Source organism: Hoylesella nanceiensis DSM 19126 = JCM 15639 (assembly GCF_000379965.1).
Classification (GTDB): Bacteria; Bacteroidota; Bacteroidia; order Bacteroidales; family Bacteroidaceae; genus Prevotella; species Prevotella nanceiensis.
In genome coordinates, this window is sequence record NZ_KB904331.1 from 291,980 (window position 1) to 313,973 (window position 21,994).

Genomic DNA, 21,994 nt, shown 5'->3' on the forward strand with positions numbered 1-21,994 from the left:
TAGAAAAAGTTGATAAATTAAGCCCTAACACGCAAGAGAAAAAGTGCGTTTTTCGGTTTATAGCTCCCTAAAAGAATGCTTACTGCTATAGACTGGCGCATCTCTCCCCTCTTTTTCAGGTTGAAAACATCAGTCAACAACACAAAGAAACAACCCTTACAAGCAATGCCTAAGCACTGAATGTAAGGGTTGAAATAAAATGATAGAAAAGGAGTTATGTCCTAATTTCTTTCTATTAACGTTTCAAGTTTGGGTTCTTTGAAGCGTCAGAGTCAGGATATGGCATGTACATTAGACTTTCATTCCATGTCTTATTCTCATATTCCATTTCCTTTAATACTACTCCTGGAGCCACAGTTACACCGTTATTAGCTGCACGTTCAGCAAAAACATCTTTCAAACGGTTCATTCTAAATAAGTCAGCACGACGTGTAACAAGAGCTACCCAGTATCCTGCTACTTCCCAACCATGCTCTCTATAAGCTGCTTCTGCAAGTTCACTTGCTGTTGTTGGCATTGCTTCTGTAGAGCCAGCACGGTCTCTTACCTTCTTTAAACAATCGTAAGCAAGAGCATCTGCGTTGCCTGTTCGAGCCTTAGCTTCAGCATACCACAATAGAACTTCAGAGTAACGTATGAGGCGATGACGATGGTTATTGGTCATATTTCTACTTGGAGCTTTTGTATAATCGAATGGAGTATCAACGTTTTTACCATTCTCATCTACGTTAACCATGAAGGTAGAAAGCATTGGATGTTGCTCACTTACAACAGGAGCACCTTGATCTTTGTCCCAGAAATTAACCAACTGACCAGTCTTTAAGCGGATTTGTGGAACATAAACAGCATTCTTACGAGGTCCTTCTGGGAACTCTTTCCAGAACTTTAATTCACCCCATGCGTCGCCCCAGCCACCTAATGACTCGAAAAGAGTTGTAGAAGTAAGCTGTGAAGTGTCGTCTCTCCAGCTACCAATAACAGGATAATAGTTCAAACCTACAACGGTTTCAAGATTGTAATTGTTGTCCATTGCATACACTTTCTTGAAGTCATCGTCTAATTTAAACTCGTATTTACCACTGTTTACACCATCAATTACTTCCTTAGCTTTGCTTGCTGCCAATTCATAATAGTTGGTTTTGTTAAGAGGATAACCTGCCATTGCCATGTAAACTGCAGAAAGTGTTGCCTTAGCAGCTTGTTGAGTGATGAAGAAGTTCACACCGTTTCCAAAGCGAGGATACTTATCATACTTTGTAGGAAGGTTCTCTGCAGCTGTCAAGTCGCTTACAATTAGGTCGTAAATATCGCTTACTGGCGACATTTCCATGGTGTAATTGTCATTAGTTTCATCAGTAACTAAAGGAAGAGCTCCAAAGTATCTAACCAATGTAAAGTAAGCATATGCACGCCAATATTTAGCCTGTCCTAATGTAATATTTTTCTCTTCGTCTGTGATTGGTGCTTTATCTACATTATTAATGATGAAGTTTGCACGTTTAATCAATCCGTAGAATTGTTTCCAAGCAGCAACAACTCCCTTGTTAGTATTCGACATTGCGAACCTATCACTCTCTGCACAAGCCTGCTTATTACTACCTGGATTGGTGGTAATATCATCGCCTTGCCATTCGCATATTTGCATATTGGTCCATGCTTGTGTTGCAACTGCACTAGAATATAAGCCTACTAAGGTTGCATCTACTGTAGCTTGAGAGGTAAAAGCCTTTTCAGGTGTTTCTTTTCCTAATGGCTCTTCTGTTAAGAAATCACTACAAGAAGAGAATGTAAGTCCACAAGCTAAGGTCAAAATTATATGTTTTGCTTTCATACTTTTTCAGTTTTTATTTTAGAAATTCATACGAACACCAAATGTAATTGTACGTGGAGTTGGATAAGCTCCAATGTCTACACCACCGTCTACGTCAACATGTCCTTCAGAGAAGTTGCTTCCTGCAGGGTCATAACCGCTGTAACCTGTTATTGTAAAGAGGTTTTGACAGCTCAAAGTTAAACGTAAATCAGCAAATTTGGTTACTTTTTTAGATAAGTTATAAGATACACTTAAGTTCTCAAGACGCACATAGTCTGCCTTTTCGAACCACTTTGTAGATACTGCTTCATAGCGGTTTCCAGTTGCAGTAAGACTTGGATAGAATGCACCTGCACCCTTTTTGTCGAAACCTTCTGTATAAGCTTCACGCAAAGTGATGAATCGTGAGTCTCCAACCATTGACGCCATACCGAAGCGAACGAGGTTAAGTCGACTTGCACCGAATGCTCCATTGATAAAGAAGTTAACGTCCCAGTTCTTGTAAGTCAATGTATTGTTCCAACCAAAGGTTACATCTGGAGCATACTTACCAATGTCCATACGGTCGTTTCCGTCTACTCCATTCTTGCCATCTACATCTAAGTAAGTGTCTTTACCATCTTTATCAAGACCTGTCCACTTATATCCCCAGAATGTTCCGATAGCATATCCTGGTTTAATAATAGTAGCTTGATCCACCATTCCTGGTGCTGGTTTAGAGCCCCAAACGAAGTCATTAGTGCCACCTGCAAGTTTTTCAACTCTATTCTTGATATAAGATACGTTTAGATTTGAATTCCAAGAGAAGTCTTTTGTCGAAAGAATGTTTGCATCTAAGGTTAATTCAACACCTTTATTAGTGATTACACCGTCGTTAACCCAATACTTTCCACCGCCTCTATAGCCTGGAATATCTTTCAAAACAAGAGCATTTGGAGATTTTTTATAGAAGTAGTCGAAGCTCACATTCAATCGTTTATTGAATACACCGAACTCTACTCCAAGGTCGAATTGACGTGTACTTTCCCATGTTACATCAGGAGTTGCGATAGCATCGTTAGCATATCCTACTAGGTTTGTTGAGTTTCCGAAACCATAACCGATAGTTTTTAGAAGACCTAAGGTTGAATATGGTTGAATAGCTTGATTACCAACAACACCATAACTCATGCGAAGTTTAATGTCTTGTAGTGCATTAAAGTCCTTCATAAAGTTCTCGTTACTAACTGTCCACGCTGCAGCAATAGAAGGGAACCAGCCCCATTTCTTTTTCATGAAGCGAGAAGAGCCATCTGCACGCAATGTACCAGTTACACGATAGCGGTCGTGATAGTTATAAACAAGACGACCAACATAAGATTGTAGTGCCCATTTTGAAGTTCCATTCTCTGCATCTCGGGTGTTAGCATTACCAATATTCCACCAATGAACCGATTCTGTTAACAAGTTCTTACCTGTAATATCAATCATTCTATCATTAGAAGAAGTTGCTTCGTATACCAAAGTTGCATCAAGATGATGGTCACCAAAGTCGCCTAAATAGTTCAATGTGTTCGAAGTTTGCAACATCATTCGATAGTTATCAACGTTACTCATTCCGTTAGTTGCACGAACTAAAGAAGAAGTAAAGAAGTAAGCTTTCGAATCATTGTAGTCAACTCCGTTGGTAGTTGTGAATGTTAAGCCCTTAGCGATATTGAATTTAAGTTCTAATCGACCATTAAATACGTTAGACATAAACTCTGAAGTATTCTCACGAAGATCACCAATTGGGTTTCTAGCGATACTATTATAAGGGTCTACATTGTATTTTCCAGACTTATCTCGCATCTCCATAGTGGGCGAATAGTTCAAAGCAACCCACAAAGGATTACCTTTATCGAACATAAGTCCACCACCACGACGAATATTGTGAGAAGCATTTACGTCAGCATTAACGTGTAACCAATCGGTTAGTTGTGACGAAATACTTGCTTTTGCTTGATATCTTCTATAGTCTGAGTTAATAATAATACCGCTTTGTTTCATGAAGTTACCAGAAATATAATACTGAGTATTAGCATTTCCGTTAGAAACAGCAAGCTTATAGTTTTGAGTATATCCTGTTCTAAATATCTCATCTTGCCAGTCAATACCTGCACTTCCGTTGCGATAAGCCTCTAATTGGTCGGCAGTGAAATCTCTAACGCCCTTCACTTCTTCCAAAGCCTTAGCATATTCATAAGGTTTAAGCAAGTCGTATTTCTTTGGAAGTGTTGCAATACCAAGCGAAGCGTCGAACATAATCTCACGAACTCCGTTCTTACCTGTCTTTGTTGTAATCATAACAACACCGTTTGCACCACGTGCACCATAGATAGCAGTAGACGAAGCGTCTTTAAGTACTTGGATAGATTGAATGTCTTCAGGGTTAATTCCATCTAATCCGCTTTCTCTAACGATACCATCTACAACATAAAGAGGGTCATTACTCTTATTAATAGAACCTGTTCCACGAACTCTAATCTTAATAGCTCCACCGGGAATACCGCTATTTTCAACGTTAACTCCCGACACTCTACCTTGCAAAGCGTCTGCTGCACGAGTCAAAGGTTGATCTTTAAAGCTCTTACTTCCTAGCACAGAAACCGAACCAGCAAGGTCTGCTTTGCGGATAGTTCCATATCCAACCACCACCACTTCGCTCAAAGCCTTAGAGTCTTCACGCAAAACAATTCTCAAATTCTTTTGGTCTTTCACCGTAACATACTGTGTTTCATAACCCACATAAGAAATTTTTAGGGTTGAATTAACAGGAACAGAAAGCGAAAAGTGTCCGTCCATGTCGGTTACGAAACCATTAGAAGTGCCATCTTGCACAACACTTACACCAATAAGAGGTGCACCATTAGCGTCGACAACAACACCCTCTACATGAGTTTTAGCTACTTCTACATTGTAGTTAGGAGAGGTAGGACTATTAATTGCTGCACTAACAGCTGTGCCACACATTAAAAATCCCAAGGCAAACACTGTTGTTCGCAATGAGGAACAACAACTGTAATAGATTTTTCTTTGTCTTTTAGGTAACATAAATTGTATGTGTTTTAGTTTGATTTTATCGGTATCTATTTCTTTTTTACTCAAGAAAGGAGCTTGAAATCAAACAAACAGAAGCGTACTTATGCGTTTTATAATACTTGTCAATTGTTAATTAAAAAGTTTTTCTTACACAAAAAGAGTTCCATTTAATTTTGATTATCAAGACGTTACCATTCAAGAGGTTCCTTTATCATAGTTCTTTACGTCGTAGTGTTTAGGTTTATCGGCGATAAAAGTATAAGATTTATTTTATATGAACAAATTTTTCTTGAGAAATAATTATGCTTTTGCATCTTAAAAGCATTGCTATTGGCATGTAATAGCATTGTAATTACAAGGTAAAAGCTATGCTATTGCAAAGCAAAAGGCGACTAAAAATTTCGCAAATCGAAATAAATCGAACAAAAAACGTAGATTAAATAAATGCTAAAAGAAAAAAGATTGATTTTCGATACATCTCTTTATATTTTGAAAGAATTGAGCTTTAAATTCTTCAAAGAACGCTTGTCACTTTAAGAGAGAGATGGGAAAGTGGTATAAGAAAAAAGGAAGACAACACCAAATACGTGTTATCTTCCTTTCATTGAAATATTTAATTCGTTATATTATTCAAAACGATGAGTTCTAAATCCAAATCTACGATTACTTGATTCTACATAAACTGCATAACCAAATGTATCGTCACTCTTAAAGAATAAATTGAAAGCATATTGCGCAGGATCACCTGCTATATTATTCTTAGCACGTGCTGTAGAGCTCCAATAATATCCATTATATTCTACATTCGCAAGTCTTCCGTCTTGATACCAACCTAAAGCAGGCAAGAAGAAATAGTTCTTTAATTCATTTTCTGCTGGTGGAGTCTTAGAAGGAGATGTATTTTGAGCATATTCTTGGTTATCTACGGTTGGAACTACAGTACGTAAGTCTTCTCCACTTGGTGCACGTTCTGCACTAAAGCCTGCAATATGTTCCTTTTTCTTGAACCACATACCACCTCTACGTAGATGTCCGAAGATTGAATATACCTTAAGTTTATCTGCATGAGGATCACCATGAACACAATACCAAGCAAGTTCGTTTGCATTAGGAAGCTGCTTAAAGATTGCAGTTAGAGCTGAATTGCTTACGCCATCACCCGAATAAGAATCGTTATACCAACGATTTGCATCGGTAGCTTTGCTCTTTGGATAGTTGGCATTGTATGTTCCTGCAGTTGCTACACCAAAAACTGCACCACTTTCGGTTGGTTGCCATACATCAGATGTACCCCATTCGTGTTGATACCAATAGTTTTGTTGAGCATCCCACATATAATAATTAGCATCAAAGTTAAGAATTTTAAGGTCTACCTTCATGTCATAGATGTTATTCTCAGCATAAGTAAACGACTTAAACTTCTTTGTTATAACGACAGGCACATTAGTTGTTTTGTCATAAACGTGGAACTGAACGGCAAGTTTGTGTGTACCTGGCTTAATAACCACAAATGCACCATTATTAGTTACACTTGCACTAGTGTTATTTACAGGGAAACCACTATCTGGAAGTGGGAAGCCTCGTAAGTATTCAAGTTGTGTTGTAAGCTCAATTTCTTTACCACTACCATCATTTTTTAATTGACCTGTAGTTGTATCTACTGTATATGTTCCTGCAATATCGTTGTCTGAAGTAACAACAATCTTTTGAATTACACAGCTTTGTAATGATGTTGCTGAGTTAAATGGTTGGAAAGCAAGAACTGTAGACTTGTGGTTTAGACGGAAATAATATGCGCCCTCACCTGTTTTGTTTGCAGTTGCAATGCCCCAGTCACCTGATTCGCCTAAATGAAGTGTTTGATTGGGGTTTGTTTGCTTTTGTGTTGCAGAAATTGTCACCTTTCCACTTGTCGCATTCTTACCTAAGTATAATACTTGATAGCTTGTTTTTGCTGCAAATTTACCTGGAACTTGAAAGTTAAAAGTTGAAACTTTAGCGTCATCTAGAAAACTTTGCCCTTCAACACCATTAGTACTTTGCTGCCATACATTGTCATCGTCTAGCACAAAGATTTTATCACCCTTACTCCAAGTATACTTTCCTGTTGTATAATCTACAGTTGTACGAGTTCCTGCCTTCTCTGTTGCAGGTAGTTCTGCGATAAATGTTGTTAAACCTTCTTTCTTTTCAACCGCAGTTGATTTTGTTTCATCTTGCACTAAATCGTTATTCGAACATGAGCTGAATGTTAAGATGATACCACCAAACATTGCTAACGCCAATGAACGAAGTACAGTTAATTGCATTTTTTTCATCACTTGTTATTTGTTACTTATTAGAAAAATAATTGATTACATTTTAGTCTACCCCAAAAGAGAGTTAACTAATCTTCCTCTTCACCTGGTCCTTCTTGGTGATTGGCATTGTTATGCTGGCCATTAAAGCCTGGTTCACCACTAGCCGCCATTAAAGACAACTCGTTTTCTAACACAAATAACTTTACTTCAGGCTTTACATAAGCCCACTTTTCAGTTCCTTGCTTCTTAAAATCCATAATTTCAGTTTTAAATAATAAGGCCAAGATACAATATCTCAACCTGCCGTTTCATTGTAATATAGCTTATTGTATATTTTTTTTTCAGCCAATTATATCATTTCCATATTGCGTTTTATACGCAAAAGATCATTTTTCAGCACTAATATGGTGGCAAAGTTAGGCATTAATACTCTAAAAAAACAAAAAAATAACAAAAAAAATTATTCTAAAAAACAAATTAACAATAAAAGCATTGAATGAGAAGGGAAGAAAATACAAAAGATAAAATTGCACAATTTTTCACCCATATTATTTTATTCAAATTACAATCAACTTGCAATAGCATTGACTTTAACTTGTAATTGCAGTCATATTACACTGCAATAGCATTGTTTTTAGAGGGCAATAGCTATGCTTTTTATTTCAACAACATCATAACATCTACTCAAACAGAGCAAAGCTCTTATAATATAAATAGGTATTGAGGAAAACATCACCTACCTTTCAAAAGGGAAAAGAATAAGGAATTGGGGTAAAGAAAAAAGGGAAACACCGAAAGATGTTTCCCTTTTGAATTGTATCAAAATAATGATTATTCTGCTTTTGGTTCTCTTTGACGATAAGAAGGAAGTTCTTCTGCTGTGAAGTTCATCACGAAATGGTGGTGTCCAACAACTTCTTCTTCTGCATAACGCACATAAACGTTAGCACTCTTAGCAAATAGTTCAGGAGCTTTACTTGCATCTTCGATGATAAGAAGCGACATAATTACGTCTCCTGTCATATTATATAGGCGACGAGCAAGGAAGTCTAAAACTTCTTGATTGTTGTCTTCTTTCACCTTTTCGATAGCCTCTTCAAGCTTAGCTACCATCTTCACAACACGGTCTTTCAATGGTTGCATTTCGGCAGAAACCTCGTTTTGCAACATTTCTTGAATCATACTTGCGTATGTTCCGTTGGTGATATAACGAATAGCAGCTACTACTTGCAACTGAGTTGTTCCTTCGTAGATAGAGAAGATACGTGCATCACGATACAAGCGTTGTGATTTGTATTCCATAATGAAACCCGAACCACCATGCACTTGAATTGCATCGTAAGTATTTTGGTTAGCATATTCTGAGTTCATTCCTTTTGCAATAGGAGTGAATGCGTCTGCTAAACGGGTGTATTTCTTTTGCTCTGCCTTCTCTTCTGGAGTAAGTTTGCGCTCACGTGCAATATCATCTAATGCTTTATAGATATCAACATAACGTGATGTTTGATACAATAGACTACGACCTGCATCGAGTTTTGCTTTGATTCTTGCGACCATATCGTACACTGCAGGCATGTCTACAATTGCAGTATCAAACTGTTTACGCTCTTCTGCATAAGCAAGTGCCTCGGTATATGCTGCTTGACTCACACCAACACTTTGTGCTGCAATACCTAAACGGGCACCATTCATAAGGGCCATTACATACTTAATAAGTCCCATACGAGTGCTTCCGCATAGCTCTGCCTTTGCATTCTTATACACAAGCTCGCAAGTTGGTGAACCATGGATACCAAGTTTGTGCTCAATATGGCGCACATCAACTCCACCTTGACGCTTATCGTAGATGAACATTGATAAACCTCTACCATCACGGGTGCCTTCTTCTGAGCGAGCAAGCACTAAGTGAATGTCAGAGTCACCGTTTGTGATGAAACGTTTAACGCCATTTAGCAACCAACATCCTTCTTCTTCAGAGTAAGTTGCTTTGAGCATTACTCGTTGAAGGTCTGAACCTGCATCGGGTTCAGTAAGGTCCATAGACATAGTTTCACCCGCACAAACACGTGGAATGTATTTTTGTCTTTGCTCTTCGCTACCAAATTCGTATAGAGTTTCAATACAATCTTGTAGCGACCAGATGTTTTGGAAGCCCGCATCTGCTGTTGCTACCATCTCAGAAGCCATTGAATATGGTGTGATAGGAAGGTTTAAGCCGCCGTAACGACGTGGCATTGAGATTCCCCATAAACCTGCTTTGCGTGTAGCATCAAGGTTTTCGTATGTCTTAGAAGCATAAACCATACGCTTATCTACAAGATGTGGACCTTCTAAGTCTACCGATTCACTATTGGGCTCCATAATATTTGCAGTGATATCGCCCATTATTTCGAGCAAATGATTGTAGTTATCAATTGCATCATTATAATCAACAGGAGCGTCTTCAAAGGTGTCTTTGTCTGCAAAGTTACGTTCTTTCAACTCTACAATACGTTTCATCAAAGGATGATGAAGGTAAAACTCGAGTTCTGGATGGTCTGTATAATAATTTGCCATGTTATCTATTTTTATAGAACTCTGATGCATAAAGCATCAAAGTGTTATTTATTTGCTGTTACTCTTATAATATTTAATAAGCTTTGGAACGACCTCTTCAACTGTACCAACAATAACATAGTCGGCAATTGCGTTGATAGGTGCATCAGGATCATTATTTACAGAGATGATAATTCCACTGTCTTGCATACCTACAGTATGTTGAATTTGTCCCGAAATTCCACATGCAATATACACTTTTGGGTGAATTGTTACACCTGTTTGACCAATTTGTCTGTCGTGATCTGCCCATCCTGCGTCAACAGCAGCACGGCTTGCGCCTACCTCTCCGTGAAGTTCTTTAGCCAATTGGAATAGCAAATCGAATCCTTCTTTGCTACCAACTCCATAACCACCAGCAACAACTACGGGCGCACCTTTAAGGTTATGCTTAGCTGCTTCGACGTGTCTTTCGATTACTTTAACCACATAACATTCTGCAGGAACATAGTCATTGACGTTTGGATACACACATTCGCAAGTGTAATTTTCGTCTAATATCTCACGTTTCATCACGCCTTCACGAACTGTTGCCATTTGAGGACGGTTGTCGGGGTTGATGATTGTGCCTACAATGTTACCTCCAAATGCAGGACGAATTTGATAAAGTAGGTTCTCATAGTGCTTTCCTGCCTTGCGATCATCATAGTCACCGATCTCTAATTGAGTACAGTCTGCAGTTAATCCGCTAAACAAAGCAGATGAAACTCTTGGTCCTAAGTCACGTCCAATGACAGTAGCTCCCATCAAACAGATTTGTGGTTGCTCTTCTTTAAATAGCTTAACGAGGATTTCAGTATGAGGAGCTGAAGTATAAGGGAATAGACCTTCGCCATCGAAAACAAATAATTTATCTACTCCATAAGGGCGAATTTGTTCTTCAACGTTATTCTTTATGCCTGTTCCAGCAACGACTGCGTGAAGCTGAACGCCTAATTGATTAGCTAATTTACGACCCTTTGTGAGTAGTTCTTGTGATACTTCGAGAACTCTTGTGCCTTCAACCTCACAATATACAAATACATTATTCATAGCCTATCCAATGATATTTTCGTCTAACAATTCTTTGATTACACTCTCTACGTCAGCATCACTTGATGTAAGTGTTTTGCTTTCTTTTGCTTGGAACGCAATATTTTGAATAGTCTTTACCTTTGTTGGCGAACCACTTAAACCGCATTGTGCAGGATCGCCATCGATATCAGCAACCGACCATTGGTTTAATGTAAGGTAAGGGCGTGTTTCGTATAATGCAGCATAAGGATCTTCGCTACTACGTTCTAATGGACATGTAGCACGTTTGTACTTCATCACCAACTTAGCATTGCATGGACGACAAGGCGCTGCGCTACCATTTACGGTGATAACTACTGGCAATGGTGCCTCAACTGTTTCAACACCACCATCTATATGACGACGAATTGTTGCTACACCATTTTCTATTTTAAGAATCTCTTCTGCGTAAGTTACTTGGTTAATACCTAGTTTTTGAGCTACCTGAGGCCCTACTTGTGCTGTATCACCATCGATAGCCTGACGTCCACCGATAACAATATCAACATTACCAATCTTCTTAATAGCTGTTGCCAGTGCATAAGAAGTTGCCAAAGTATCAGCTCCAGCAAATAGTTTGTCGGTTAGTAACCATCCAGTATCAGTTCCTCTGTAAAGTCCTTGACGAATAATTTCGCCTGCACGAGGAGGTCCCATTGTTAAAATTCCTACAGTTGAACCTGGATTTTGTTCCTTAATTCGAAGAGCTTGTTCAAGTGCATTCAAGTCTTCTGGATTGAAAATAGCAGGTAAAGCAGCACGATTAATTGTGCCATCGGCTTTCATTGCATCTTTACCAACATTTCTTGTGTCGGGTACTTGCTTTGCAAGCACAACAATTTTCAAACTCATATTATATATTATAATTGTGAAATTTTCTGCTCAAAAATAGTCATTTTTTGTATTCTGACAAAAAAAACACTGTTTAAAGTGCACAATATTATTTAAGATGTGCACCGCATTAGATTATTGTGCGATATTTTTAGGTAGACAATAGATTATTTAGTGCGATACCAATCTATGCAAAATGTATTATTTAATAGGCTTCTCTATATTTGTTTCCGTCTTTATCTTCAAGCATACTTAAGTAGGAATTGTATCTACTTTCTGCTATATAGTGATTTTCGAGTGCTTTTAAAACGGCACAACCAGGCTCGTGTGTGTGCGAACAGTTGTTGAATTTACAGTCTTTTGAGAACTCAAAAATCTCTTTAAAGTAGCTACAAATCTCTTCAGGTTCCATGTTGAAAGAGCCGAAACCCTTTATTCCTGGGGTGTCGATGATGTACCCTCCCTCTTCAATAGGAAGCATTTCGCTGAAGGTTGTGGTGTGCATTCCAGTGTTATGAACGTCTGAAATTTCCGAAGTTCGCATATAATTGGCAAGTAACACCTTATTTATAAGGGTGCTTTTGCCCACTCCACTGTTGCCACTGAGCACAGTTATTTTATTAAACAATTGTTTTTTAAGCTCTTCTACGCCCTCTCCTGTCTCTGCAGAGATTGCCAAACACTCGTAACCAATGGTTTCGTAGAGATGAATAAGCATATCTTGATAGTGCAATTCATCTTCTTGCAATAGGTCTTTCTTATTAAAAACAAGCGTAACGGGAATATTATAAGCCTCTGCAGACGCCAAGAAGCGATCGATAAAGCCAGTTGATGTCTGTGGATAGTTTACAGTTACAATTAAAAAAGCCTGATCTACATTGGCGGCTAAGATATGGCTTTGCTTACTTAGGTTCTGCGATTTACGCACAATATAGTTTTTTCTGTCTTCTATTGCTGTGATAAACGCTGTTCCTTCGTTGTTGATTTGCAATTCTACTCTATCGCCAACAGCAACGGGATTGGTACTTTTGATGTCTTGAAGACGAAACTTTCCTTTGATTTTACTTTCAATAATTCGTCCGTCTTCGGTCTTTACTGAATACCAACTGCCTGTGTTTTTTATTACTAATCCGTGCACTTTTATGGATAACTTGTTTCTGGTTTTTATAAAAAAGAAAAGATATCTATTGAAGAAAGCATTGCTTTTCGTAAGTAAAAGAAGTGCTATTACCTCTCAATTACTTATCAATTAAGCCTCAAAAGCATTGCTTTTTCGCTCTTCTTCAATAGATATCTTAAGATGTTTATTCAACAAAAATTATTTTAGTGAATAAAGAAATAATCCTAAACAGTCATTATTTCTTTTTCTTTTTCTGCTAAAAGGTCTTCAACTCGCTTGATATACTTGTCGTGAATCTTTTGCAATTCATTCTCAGCATCTTTCTCGTTATCTTCAGATAAACCGTCTTTAATTGCTTTTTTCAATTTATCTTTAATATCACTACGAACGTTGCGAACTTCAATTTTGATTTTTTCGCCAATCTTATTACATTGTTTTGCAAGTTCACGACGGCGTTCTTCTGTTGGTTGTGGAATGTTCAAACGAATCACTTCTCCGTTGTTTTCTGGAGTAATACCAACATCTGAGTCCATAATTGCTTTCTCAATATCTCGTATTGTCTTCTTGTCCCAAGGCGCAATAGCGATTGTTCGTGGGTCGGGGGCAGACACATTAGCAACTTGATTCAATGGAACCATTGAACCATAAGAGCTAACTCGCACTCCATCTAAGATAGCAATGTTTGCTCGTCCTGCACGAATTCGTGACAATTGTTCTTCAAGATACAATGCAGCCATTTCCATTCTTTCGCCTGCATCGGTCAAAGTACTCTTTACATCTATCATATTTAATCTTGTATTAATATCGCATCTACAAATTTAAAGAATAATTTATTATCCTCCAACTCTTTAATATAAAATCTTTATTATAAGCAGGTTGAAGTGCTCTTTATTCAATATTACAAATCAGTTCTATTGCTTTTTAAGTGCTTCTAACTCTGTTTCTACTAAGTTTGTCAATTCAACAAACTGAGCAACACTAAGCTGTTCGGGGCGTTTGGTCATTATTTCTTGTTCGTAGAACGCTGATCGAGCAGCCGAAACATTAAATATTTGCTTTAAACTTACTCGCAACATTTTGCGTCGTTGATTGAAAACTGTCTTCACAACTCGCTTAAAGAGCTGTTCATCGCAATCGAGTTTTTCAACCTTATTACGTGTCATTCTGATAACAGCACTCTTTACTTTGGGCGGAGGGTTAAAGACATTTTCGTCTACTGTGAATAAATATTCTACGTCATACCATGCTTGAATGAGTACAGAAAGAATTCCATAAGACTTATTTCCTGGTTCTGATGCAATGCGAAGTGCCACTTCTCGTTGAATCATTCCAGTGCAACAAGGAATAAGTTCTTTATAATCAAGCATCTTAAAGAATATCTGAGAAGAGATATCATAAGGATAATTGCCTGTAAGAACAAAGCTCTTGCCGTCAAAAACATCGTTTAAATCCATTTGAAGGAAATCGTTTCCAATAATATTTTCACGCAATGTGGGGAAAGCTTCATTCAAATAGACAACCGATTCACGGTCTATCTCAACGGCTTTAAATGGTCGTTGCTTCTGAACTATATACTGAGTGAGCACTCCCATGCCTGGTCCTATCTCTAAAACTGGGATATCTGGACACGCATCTACGGTGTCTGCAATCCTACGGGCAATGCTTTGGTCGATCAAAAAATGCTGACCTAGGTTCTTTTTGGGCTTTACTTGCTTTATCATACCTTATTTATAATGCTTGCAAAGATACAAAATATATACAAAAGAAAAAGGCGAAACGATAGAAATCGTCTCGCCTTAATATTTTCTTTTCCTATTATTCTCTTATTAAAAGAAGGGAACTTCGATTACTTTTGTCCCAAGTTAATCTTATTTCCCAAGTTAATTGCCTGTGCAATCATGATTGCAACTACGGCTAAAACCATTAATGTTGCCATTTGTTTTACCTTTCTTTTTAATTAATTACGTTTGAACTCTTTGTTCGATGCAAAGGTACTGCGATAAATTGTGTGCGCAAACAGATTTCAATTATTTTTCTCAAAAATGGCTATATTATTGACTCTCATCAACATGAGGACTCCTTTCGGTTGACTCATATCAAATCAATTATATTTAATTCCACATCACTTACTTTCTATTTGGCTCGTTTTCTTGGCATAATTTAAATATTTAGACTTGTAAGTACAGACAAATTACACTATCTTTGCATAACATAGGCATTTCAAAAGCAAACAACATGCGAAAAGAACAAGTTGTTTTAAAAGATTTGCCTTATACATTTTATAAACTGATTACTCATTATGAAGAATATTACATCCAACTCTATAAAAATCATCTTATCGCTTTTACTTGGCGGTATTATTTTATTTTGGATGTATAAGGACTTCGATTTCGACCGAGTGAAGAATGTAATGCTCCACGAAATGAATTGGACTTGGATGTTACTTTCTTTCCCTTTCGGGATTCTTGCACAGGTATTTCGTGGCTGGAGATGGCAACAAACACTCGAACCACTCGACGAACACCCACGAAAAAGCACTCTTGTTGCCTCTATCTTCGTGTCATACGCAGCAAGTCTAGTGGTTCCTCGAGTTGGAGAATTTGCACGTTGCGCCATATTAAAGCGTCAAGATGGAGTTTCTTTCTCTAGTGCTTTAGGAACTGTTGTTACCGAACGAATCATCGATTCTCTGCTCGTTTTAACCATAACGGGTTGTACCATATTAGCGCAAGTAAAGATTTTCGACTCGTTCTTTAACAAAACGGGAACACGAATAGACGACATTTTGGCTTCATTCTCATCAACAGGCTATATCATCACCATTGCTTGTTTGGTGGCAATGCTCATCATGATTGGAATATTAGCACGCAAATTGTCTATCATAAACAAGGTGAAGAACACAGTAAACAATGTTTGGAAGGGCATAACTTCTTTGAAAAGCGTCCGAAACAAATATCTTTTCTTGTTCTTTACATTAGGCATTTGGGCATCTTATTTCTTACACTATTACCTCACATTCTTCTGCTTTAGCGCAACAGCTAAACTGGGTTTGATGTGCGCTTTGGTTACTTTTGTTGTAGGAAGTATTGCTGTTATCGTTCCAACTCCTAACGGAGCAGGTCCTTGGCACTTTGCTGTTAAGGTGATGTTGATGCTCTATGGCGTTGCCGAAGCAGATGCCTTATACTTTGTTCTTATTGTTCACACCATTCAAACACTATTGGTTGTGGCTCTAGGAATTTATGGATGGGCGTCTTTATCGTTCACAAAAAGATTAAAAACACAAACACATTAAATAATAAGACAAGAATTAATATAGAACATTAAAAATATTTTTGTTATGAGTGAAATATTAAATTTAAAACCACAAAGCATCTGGAAGAACTTCCATGCGCTTACACAAGTTCCTCGTCCATCAGGACATTTGGATAGAATACAACAATTCTTGCTCGACTTTGCGAAAGAAGTTGGAGTGGAAGGATTTAAAGATTCAGCAGGAAACATTATCCTTCGCAAGCCTGCAACACCTGGAATGGAAAACAGAAAAGTGATCACTTTACAGGCTCACATGGACATGGTTCCTCAAAAATCACCAGATAGTACACACGACTTCACCACAGATCCTATCGAAACTTATATCGATGGAGAATGGGTTAAGGCTCGCAATACAACCTTAGGAAGCGACAACGGTATGGGTGTTGCTGCCATCTTAGCAGTTATGGAAGCTAAAGATATCCAACATGGACCTATCGAAGGCTTGATAACAGCAGACGAAGAAACTGGTATGTTTGGTGCTAACGACTTACCAACTGGCATTCTTAATGGCGATATTCTTTTGAACTTAGACTCTGAAACATGGGGGAAATTCGTTATTGGTAGTGCTGGTGGTGTTGATGTTACATCTACATTAGATTATCAAGAGGTTGACACTGATAGCGAAGATGCTGCTCTTAAGGTTACATTGAAAGGTCTTAAAGGTGGTCACTCGGGCTTGGAAATCCACATTGGACGTGCTAATGCCAACAAACTAATGGTGCGTTTCCTTCGTGAAGCTATTGAAGATTGCGAAGTTCGCCTTGCTTCTTGGCATGGAGGTAACATGAGAAACGCTATTCCACCTAAAGCAGAAGTGGTGATTACAATGCCTAAAGAGAACGTAGAAGACGTGAAGGCGTTGGTTAAGGACTGGGAAAATGATTTCATTAATGAATTCAAGCACATCGAAGACCATATCGAATTCTTTGCAGAAGAAGTACCAACTCCTGCTAAACAAGTTCCAGAAGAAATACAAGATAGCTTGGTTAACGCTATATATGCTTGCCATAATGGAGTGATGAGAATGATTCCTTCTATTCCTTCTGTTGTAGAAACATCTTCAAACCTTGCAATTATTGACATCGAAGGCGGTAAAGCTGGAATCAAGATTCTTGCAAGAAGCTCTAATGAAGATATGAAAGAATATATCGGAACCACTCTAAAGAGCTGCTTCGACCTTATCGGAATGAAGACAGTTTTCAGCGGAAGCTATGGCGGTTGGGATCCAAATACAGACAGCGAAATACTTAAATTGCTCGAAAAGAACTATCTTGAACTATTCGGACACGAAGCAGTTGAGCAAGTAGACCACGCTGGTTTAGAGTGTTCTATCATTCTTGGCAAGTATCCAAACATGGATGTTGTATCATTAGGTCCAACCATTCGTTCTCCACATACAACCAACGAACGTTGCTTAATCGAAACAGTTGAACCATTCTGGCAATTGCTTAAGAAGACATTCGAGACTGTTCCTGTGAAATAACCCAAAACAATAACAAGTTAAAAGGTTACATTTTATAATATATAGAGAGTTGAAATTCTTCGGAGTTTCTTCTCTCTATTTTGCTTTTCTATTGGCTTTTAGAAGCCATCTTTCATCACTTCTAAAAGCAATCTCACCCTAAAAACCAACAAAAGCACAACACTACATCTGCAATCGTTAAACACATTCTTTACAACAAAAATTCGTTTATCCCACAAAAAAGCTGTACTTTTGCAGCACAAATCATTTTTTTAATTAATTATGGACGATTATCATTCGGAAAATTACAAAAAGACAAGCGAAGGATAATGCACAATGTTGCTTATCTTCACTTTACTTTTACATACTTGACGATAAGCACTTATGAAGACATACTGGAATACAACCGACCGACTTAAGGTCATACCTGAGTGGCAACCCAATTGTTGGATACAAGTAACATGCCCAACTAATGAGGATCAATACGAGTTAGAAGAACGTTTTAACATTCCCGATTATTTCTTTCCCGACATTAGTGACACCGATGAACGTGCCCGTTACGAATACGATGACGGCTGGATGCTCATCATTTTACGTATTCCCTACGTGAAAGAAATACGTTCAAGAACGCCTTATACCACCGTTCCTTTAGGTATTATACATAAAAGAGACGTTACCATAACTGTTTGTTATTTTGAAACAAACATGATGATTGATTTTGTAAGTTATCAACAAAAGCGTGGAGTTGGATTCACAGACTATGTTGATATGATTTTCCGTTTATTCCTTTCATCAGCAGTTTGGTATCTAAAGCGTTTGAAACAAATCAACACCCTCATTGAAACAGCAAAACACAATCTCGACCATGAGGTGAACAACGAAAGCTTGATAGGATTAAGTAGACTACAAGATTCGCTCACCTTCTTCACCACTTCAATCAGAGGTAACGAGAACTTGCTGGCTAAATTGAAGTTTAAGTTGCAGGTAGACGAATTAGATGCCGACCTAATTGAAGACGTAAACATTGAGATGACACAGGCAAGAGAAACCACATCGATATATTCTGACATTCTAGAATCAACGATGGAGACCTACTCTAGCATTATTAACAACAACATGAACACCGTTATGCGTACCCTCACATCAGTGAGTATTATCATGATGGTGCCCACACTTATATCTTCATTCTTAGGAATGAACCTTCTCAACTCAATGGAACAGAGCCCTTGGGGATTCCCTCTTGCGCTCATCATATCATTTATTATTACCGCAATTTCATGGTGGTTGTTAAAACGAAAACGCCTAATTTAAAGTCAAACACGACATAAAAAGACGTTTTTGAACAACATTTTAACGCATTTCATTAGCAACTTTCAATATTTTTAAGTAAGTTTGCACCTATCATATTAATTGTAAATCCGAAACAATAACTTAAAGCAGCTATAGCAATGGACCTTCAAAAGAACTCTCAAGAACAAGGCTTCGATGCAACAGAAAACAACGAAAGCCAGGTAATTTCAAGTAATGCTAACAGTGGTAATGAAACTTCTGCAACAACAAGTGACGCAACAATCCAAACAGAAGAAAATGTATTGGACGACCAAAGCAATACATCTAACAAGCAATACACCACCAAACAAGAGATAATCGATAAGATTAAGACGTTAGCAAGTAGCGAAACCGTTCCTTCAAGAGAAGAGATAGAAAGCTTAAAGTCTACTTTCTATAGAATACATCTTGCAGAAAGAGAAGCTGAACAAAAAGCTTATCTTGAAGCAGGAGGCGACCCTTCGGCTTATAAAGTGGCGCCTAGCGAAGACGAGATGATATTCAAAGCAGAGCTATCGCTAATCAAAGAGAAAAGAGCTAAGTTGCTTCAAGAACAAGAAAAGGAAAGACAAGAGAACCTTAAGCAAAAACTTGCCATCATAGAAAGCATCAAAGCCATTGCAACTTCTCCAGATGAAGCAAACAAATCATACGCCCAATTCAAAGAGTTGCAAACCAAATGGAAAGAAATAAACAATGTGCCAGCCGACAAGGTGAATGAGCTTTGGCGCACATATCAATTATACACAGAACAGTTCTACGACCTCTTAAAACTCAACCACGAAGCAAGAGAATACGATTTTAAGAAGAACTTAGAACTAAAAACCAAACTTTGCGAAGCAGCAGAGAAGCTTTCTGAAGAGAAAGATGTAGTTAGTGCATTTCATCAACTACAAGAACTTCATCAACAATATCGTGAAATTGGTCCTGTTGCAAAAGAAAACAGAGAGCAAATATGGACTCGTTTCAAAAACGCTTCAACAATAATCAACAAACGTCATCAACAGCATTTCGAAGAGCTTAGAGGCAAAGAAGAAGAAAATCTCGTAAAGAAAACCAATCTATGCGAGAAAGTTGAAGCCATCAACGCAAAGAAAATACAAACCATTAACGAGTGGGAAAAGATCACAGAAGAGGTTACTAACATTCAAAAAGAGTGGAAAACAATTGGTTTTACACCACAAAAAATGAATGTAAAGATATTCGAACGCTTCAGAGAAGCATGCAACACCTTCTTCCAAAGCAAAACAACATTCTTTAAAGAGCTAAAGGCAAGCTTCGCAGAAAACATCGAAAAGAAGAAATCATTGATAGAAAAAGCGAAGAACTTAGCCGATAGCACCGAATGGAAATCAACAAGTGACAAGCTTATTGCACTTCAAAAAGAATGGAAAAAGGTGGGATTCGTTCCTCAAAAGGTGAGCGACAAGCTTTGGGAAGAATTCGTTCAATATTGCAATAAGTTCTTCGATGCACGCAAAGCAGCTAATGGCGACAGTCATTCTGAAGAGCATAAGAACCTTGAACACAAAGAAAGCATCTTAAAAGAGTTGAAAAGCTTTATAGAAACAAAGGCAGAAGATGCAAGCGAAAAGATTCATCAATTGATCAAAGAATATAACCAAACAGGTCATGTTCCATACAAAGAGAAAGATCGTTTGTATGCTCAATTCAAGGAAGTAACCGACCAGTTGAAGAAAGAACTAAACATTTCGGTCAACCGCAAGCGTTTAGACGACTTCAAAAACAACCTTAAGAATGTTGTAAGCAACGGTGAAAACGCTCTTTATAACGAACGCAATAAATTGTTTAGAGCTTACGAACGTATGAAACAAGAATTGCAAACATACGAAAACAACCTTGGTTTCTTAAGTGCAGCAAGCAAAAAAGGCAACTCACTTATCAGCAACTTTACACAAAAGACCGAGAAACTTAAGGAAGAAATGCAACTCTTAAAAGAGAAAATTAAAGAGATTGATCGTCAACAAAAAGAAGAAAACGACAACGAATAATTCAGCTCGTTGAACCTCAATACAACAAAACAGTTATCTAAACAGACACGTTCAAAGCAACGGCAAGTCTATTTTAGGTAACTGTTTTCTTTTTATCTCCTCTCTAACATCAGTCCTCTACTCTATCCACTTCTCCCCTCTTTTAAAACAATATCCCTTTTAAAAGAATCTCACTCCATTTTTATAGCTCTCCAAAAGCATCCTATTTTCATCACAAAAGCATTGCTTTTACATCGAAAAAGCAATGCTTTTGCCCTGCAAAAACAATGAGTTTACATGCCGAGATTAATACTCTCATAAAGCATTAATTATCAGCCTATTACAAAATAGAATTCATAATATAGAGAAGATACAGAAAAATTGGAAAACAAAAATCTTTCTGTTGGAATAAAAGAGCATAAAAAGAAAGAGTTAAGTAATGCTTTTTCATCACCTAACTCTTCGTTAATGCTGGGATACTCGGATTCGAACCAAGAATGACAGGACCAGAATCTGTAGTGTTACCATTACACCATATCCCAATAAATGCAGCGTATCAACGCTCTACAAACTATTGCAAAGGTACACATTTTTTCGAAAATCACCATCTATGACACATCTTTTTTTGTAAAAAATATGGAAAAGATAAAGCACAAATCAGTTTCTTACATATATTATATGTACCTTTGTAACTAGAATTATCAAGTATTTTTATAAATGAAAGAAATTAACAAACTAGTAGAAACAATTGTAAAAGGAATACAAGAGAAGAAAGGCTCTAACATAACAATAGTAGATTTAAGAGATATTGACGGCAGTATTGCCAATTACTTTGTTATTTGTCAAGGTTCATCACCCAACCAAATCGAAGCTATTAGCGACTCGATTGCAGAAACAACACGTATCGAAGCAGGCGAAAAGCCTATCAATACCATCGGTTTAGGCAATAGCGAATGGGTTGCTATGGACTATTCTGATGTGCTTGTGCATATCTTTCAGCCCGAAACAAGAAGCTTTTACAACCTTGAAGAGTTGTGGCAAGATGCCAAATTGACAAATATTCCCGACTTAGAATAATTGGCACGATTTTGGAAGATTGCATTTTCTGAAACAAAATTGTCGAAA

15 protein-coding genes and 1 tRNA gene are annotated in these 21,994 nt (G+C 37.7%); 5 read left to right on the forward strand and 11 right to left on the reverse strand.

What is annotated here, in order from left to right; translation table 11 throughout:
- Positions 1–235: 235 nt before the first annotated feature.
- The 10 genes from A3GM_RS0107370 to rsmA all read right to left on the reverse strand — a co-directional run bounded on the left by A3GM_RS0107370 (position 236) and on the right by rsmA (position 14,490).
- Complete coding sequence (locus tag A3GM_RS0107370; protein ID WP_018362749.1) at positions 236–1,831, reverse strand: RagB/SusD family nutrient uptake outer membrane protein; 1,596 nt, start codon at positions 1,829–1,831, stop codon at positions 236–238.
- A gap of 18 nt (positions 1,832–1,849) precedes the next feature.
- Complete coding sequence (locus A3GM_RS0107375) at positions 1,850–4,804, reverse strand: SusC/RagA family TonB-linked outer membrane protein (protein ID WP_044124443.1); 2,955 nt, start codon at positions 4,802–4,804, stop codon at positions 1,850–1,852.
- Positions 4,805–5,499: 695 nt separating this feature from the next.
- Entirely contained in the window at positions 5,500–7,191 is a 1,692-nt protein-coding gene (locus tag A3GM_RS0107390; protein ID WP_018362751.1) for a hypothetical protein, read from the reverse strand.
- Positions 7,192–7,259: 68 nt separating this feature from the next.
- Positions 7,260–7,430 (reverse strand): hypothetical protein, encoded by a 171-nt coding sequence (locus tag A3GM_RS11600; protein ID WP_018362752.1) that lies wholly within the window; start codon positions 7,428–7,430, stop codon positions 7,260–7,262.
- Positions 7,431–8,004: 574 nt separating this feature from the next.
- On the reverse strand, positions 8,005–9,729 hold the full coding sequence (locus tag A3GM_RS0107405; protein ID WP_018362754.1) for an acyl-CoA dehydrogenase family protein: 1,725 nt from the start codon (positions 9,727–9,729) through the stop codon (positions 8,005–8,007).
- A gap of 48 nt (positions 9,730–9,777) precedes the next feature.
- Positions 9,778–10,800: an electron transfer flavoprotein subunit alpha/FixB family protein gene (locus A3GM_RS0107410; protein WP_018362755.1), complete on the reverse strand. Its 1,023-nt coding sequence runs from the start codon at positions 10,798–10,800 to the stop codon at positions 9,778–9,780.
- A gap of 3 nt (positions 10,801–10,803) precedes the next feature.
- The gene (locus A3GM_RS0107415; RefSeq protein ID WP_018362756.1) at positions 10,804–11,673 is read right to left on the reverse strand and encodes an electron transfer flavoprotein subunit beta/FixA family protein; all 870 of its coding nucleotides are present in this window, start codon (positions 11,671–11,673) and stop codon (positions 10,804–10,806) included.
- Positions 11,674–11,857: 184 nt separating this feature from the next.
- Positions 11,858–12,790 carry a ribosome small subunit-dependent GTPase A gene (gene rsgA, locus A3GM_RS0107420; protein WP_018362757.1) on the reverse strand — a complete coding sequence of 311 codons (933 nt, stop codon included), beginning with the start codon at positions 12,788–12,790 and terminating at the stop codon, positions 11,858–11,860.
- A gap of 206 nt (positions 12,791–12,996) precedes the next feature.
- Positions 12,997–13,557 (reverse strand): ribosome recycling factor, encoded by a 561-nt coding sequence (frr, locus tag A3GM_RS0107425; protein ID WP_009228419.1) that lies wholly within the window; start codon positions 13,555–13,557, stop codon positions 12,997–12,999.
- Between the two features lie 126 nt (positions 13,558–13,683).
- A complete protein-coding gene (gene rsmA, locus A3GM_RS0107430) occupies positions 13,684–14,490 on the reverse strand; it encodes a 16S rRNA (adenine(1518)-N(6)/adenine(1519)-N(6))-dimethyltransferase RsmA (RefSeq protein ID WP_025830011.1) in 807 nt (268 codons plus the stop codon).
- A 581-nt stretch (positions 14,491–15,071) separates the two neighbouring features.
- Here rsmA and A3GM_RS0107440 point away from each other — a divergent pair.
- The 4 genes from A3GM_RS0107440 to A3GM_RS0107455 all read left to right on the forward strand — a co-directional run bounded on the left by A3GM_RS0107440 (position 15,072) and on the right by A3GM_RS0107455 (position 20,890).
- Complete coding sequence (locus tag A3GM_RS0107440) at positions 15,072–16,067, forward strand: lysylphosphatidylglycerol synthase transmembrane domain-containing protein (RefSeq protein WP_018362760.1); 996 nt, start codon at positions 15,072–15,074, stop codon at positions 16,065–16,067.
- A 45-nt stretch (positions 16,068–16,112) separates the two neighbouring features.
- Complete coding sequence (locus A3GM_RS0107445) at positions 16,113–17,570, forward strand: aminoacyl-histidine dipeptidase (protein ID WP_018362761.1); 1,458 nt, start codon at positions 16,113–16,115, stop codon at positions 17,568–17,570.
- A gap of 363 nt (positions 17,571–17,933) precedes the next feature.
- Positions 17,934–18,860, forward strand: coding sequence for a magnesium transporter CorA family protein (locus A3GM_RS0107450; protein ID WP_018362762.1), 927 nt, complete (start codon positions 17,934–17,936; stop codon positions 18,858–18,860).
- A gap of 137 nt (positions 18,861–18,997) precedes the next feature.
- A complete protein-coding gene (locus A3GM_RS0107455; protein WP_018362763.1) occupies positions 18,998–20,890 on the forward strand; it encodes a DUF349 domain-containing protein in 1,893 nt (630 codons plus the stop codon).
- Positions 20,891–21,340: 450 nt separating this feature from the next.
- Here the strand turns inward: A3GM_RS0107455 and A3GM_RS0107460 are convergent.
- Positions 21,341–21,411 (reverse strand) — tRNA-Gln (locus A3GM_RS0107460).
- 175 nt (positions 21,412–21,586) lie between these two features.
- Between A3GM_RS0107460 and rsfS the strand changes: the two genes are divergently transcribed.
- Positions 21,587–21,946, forward strand: a complete 360-nt coding sequence (rsfS, locus tag A3GM_RS0107465) for a ribosome silencing factor (RefSeq protein WP_018362764.1) — start codon at positions 21,587–21,589, stop codon at positions 21,944–21,946.
- Positions 21,947–21,994: the final 48 nt, after the last annotated feature.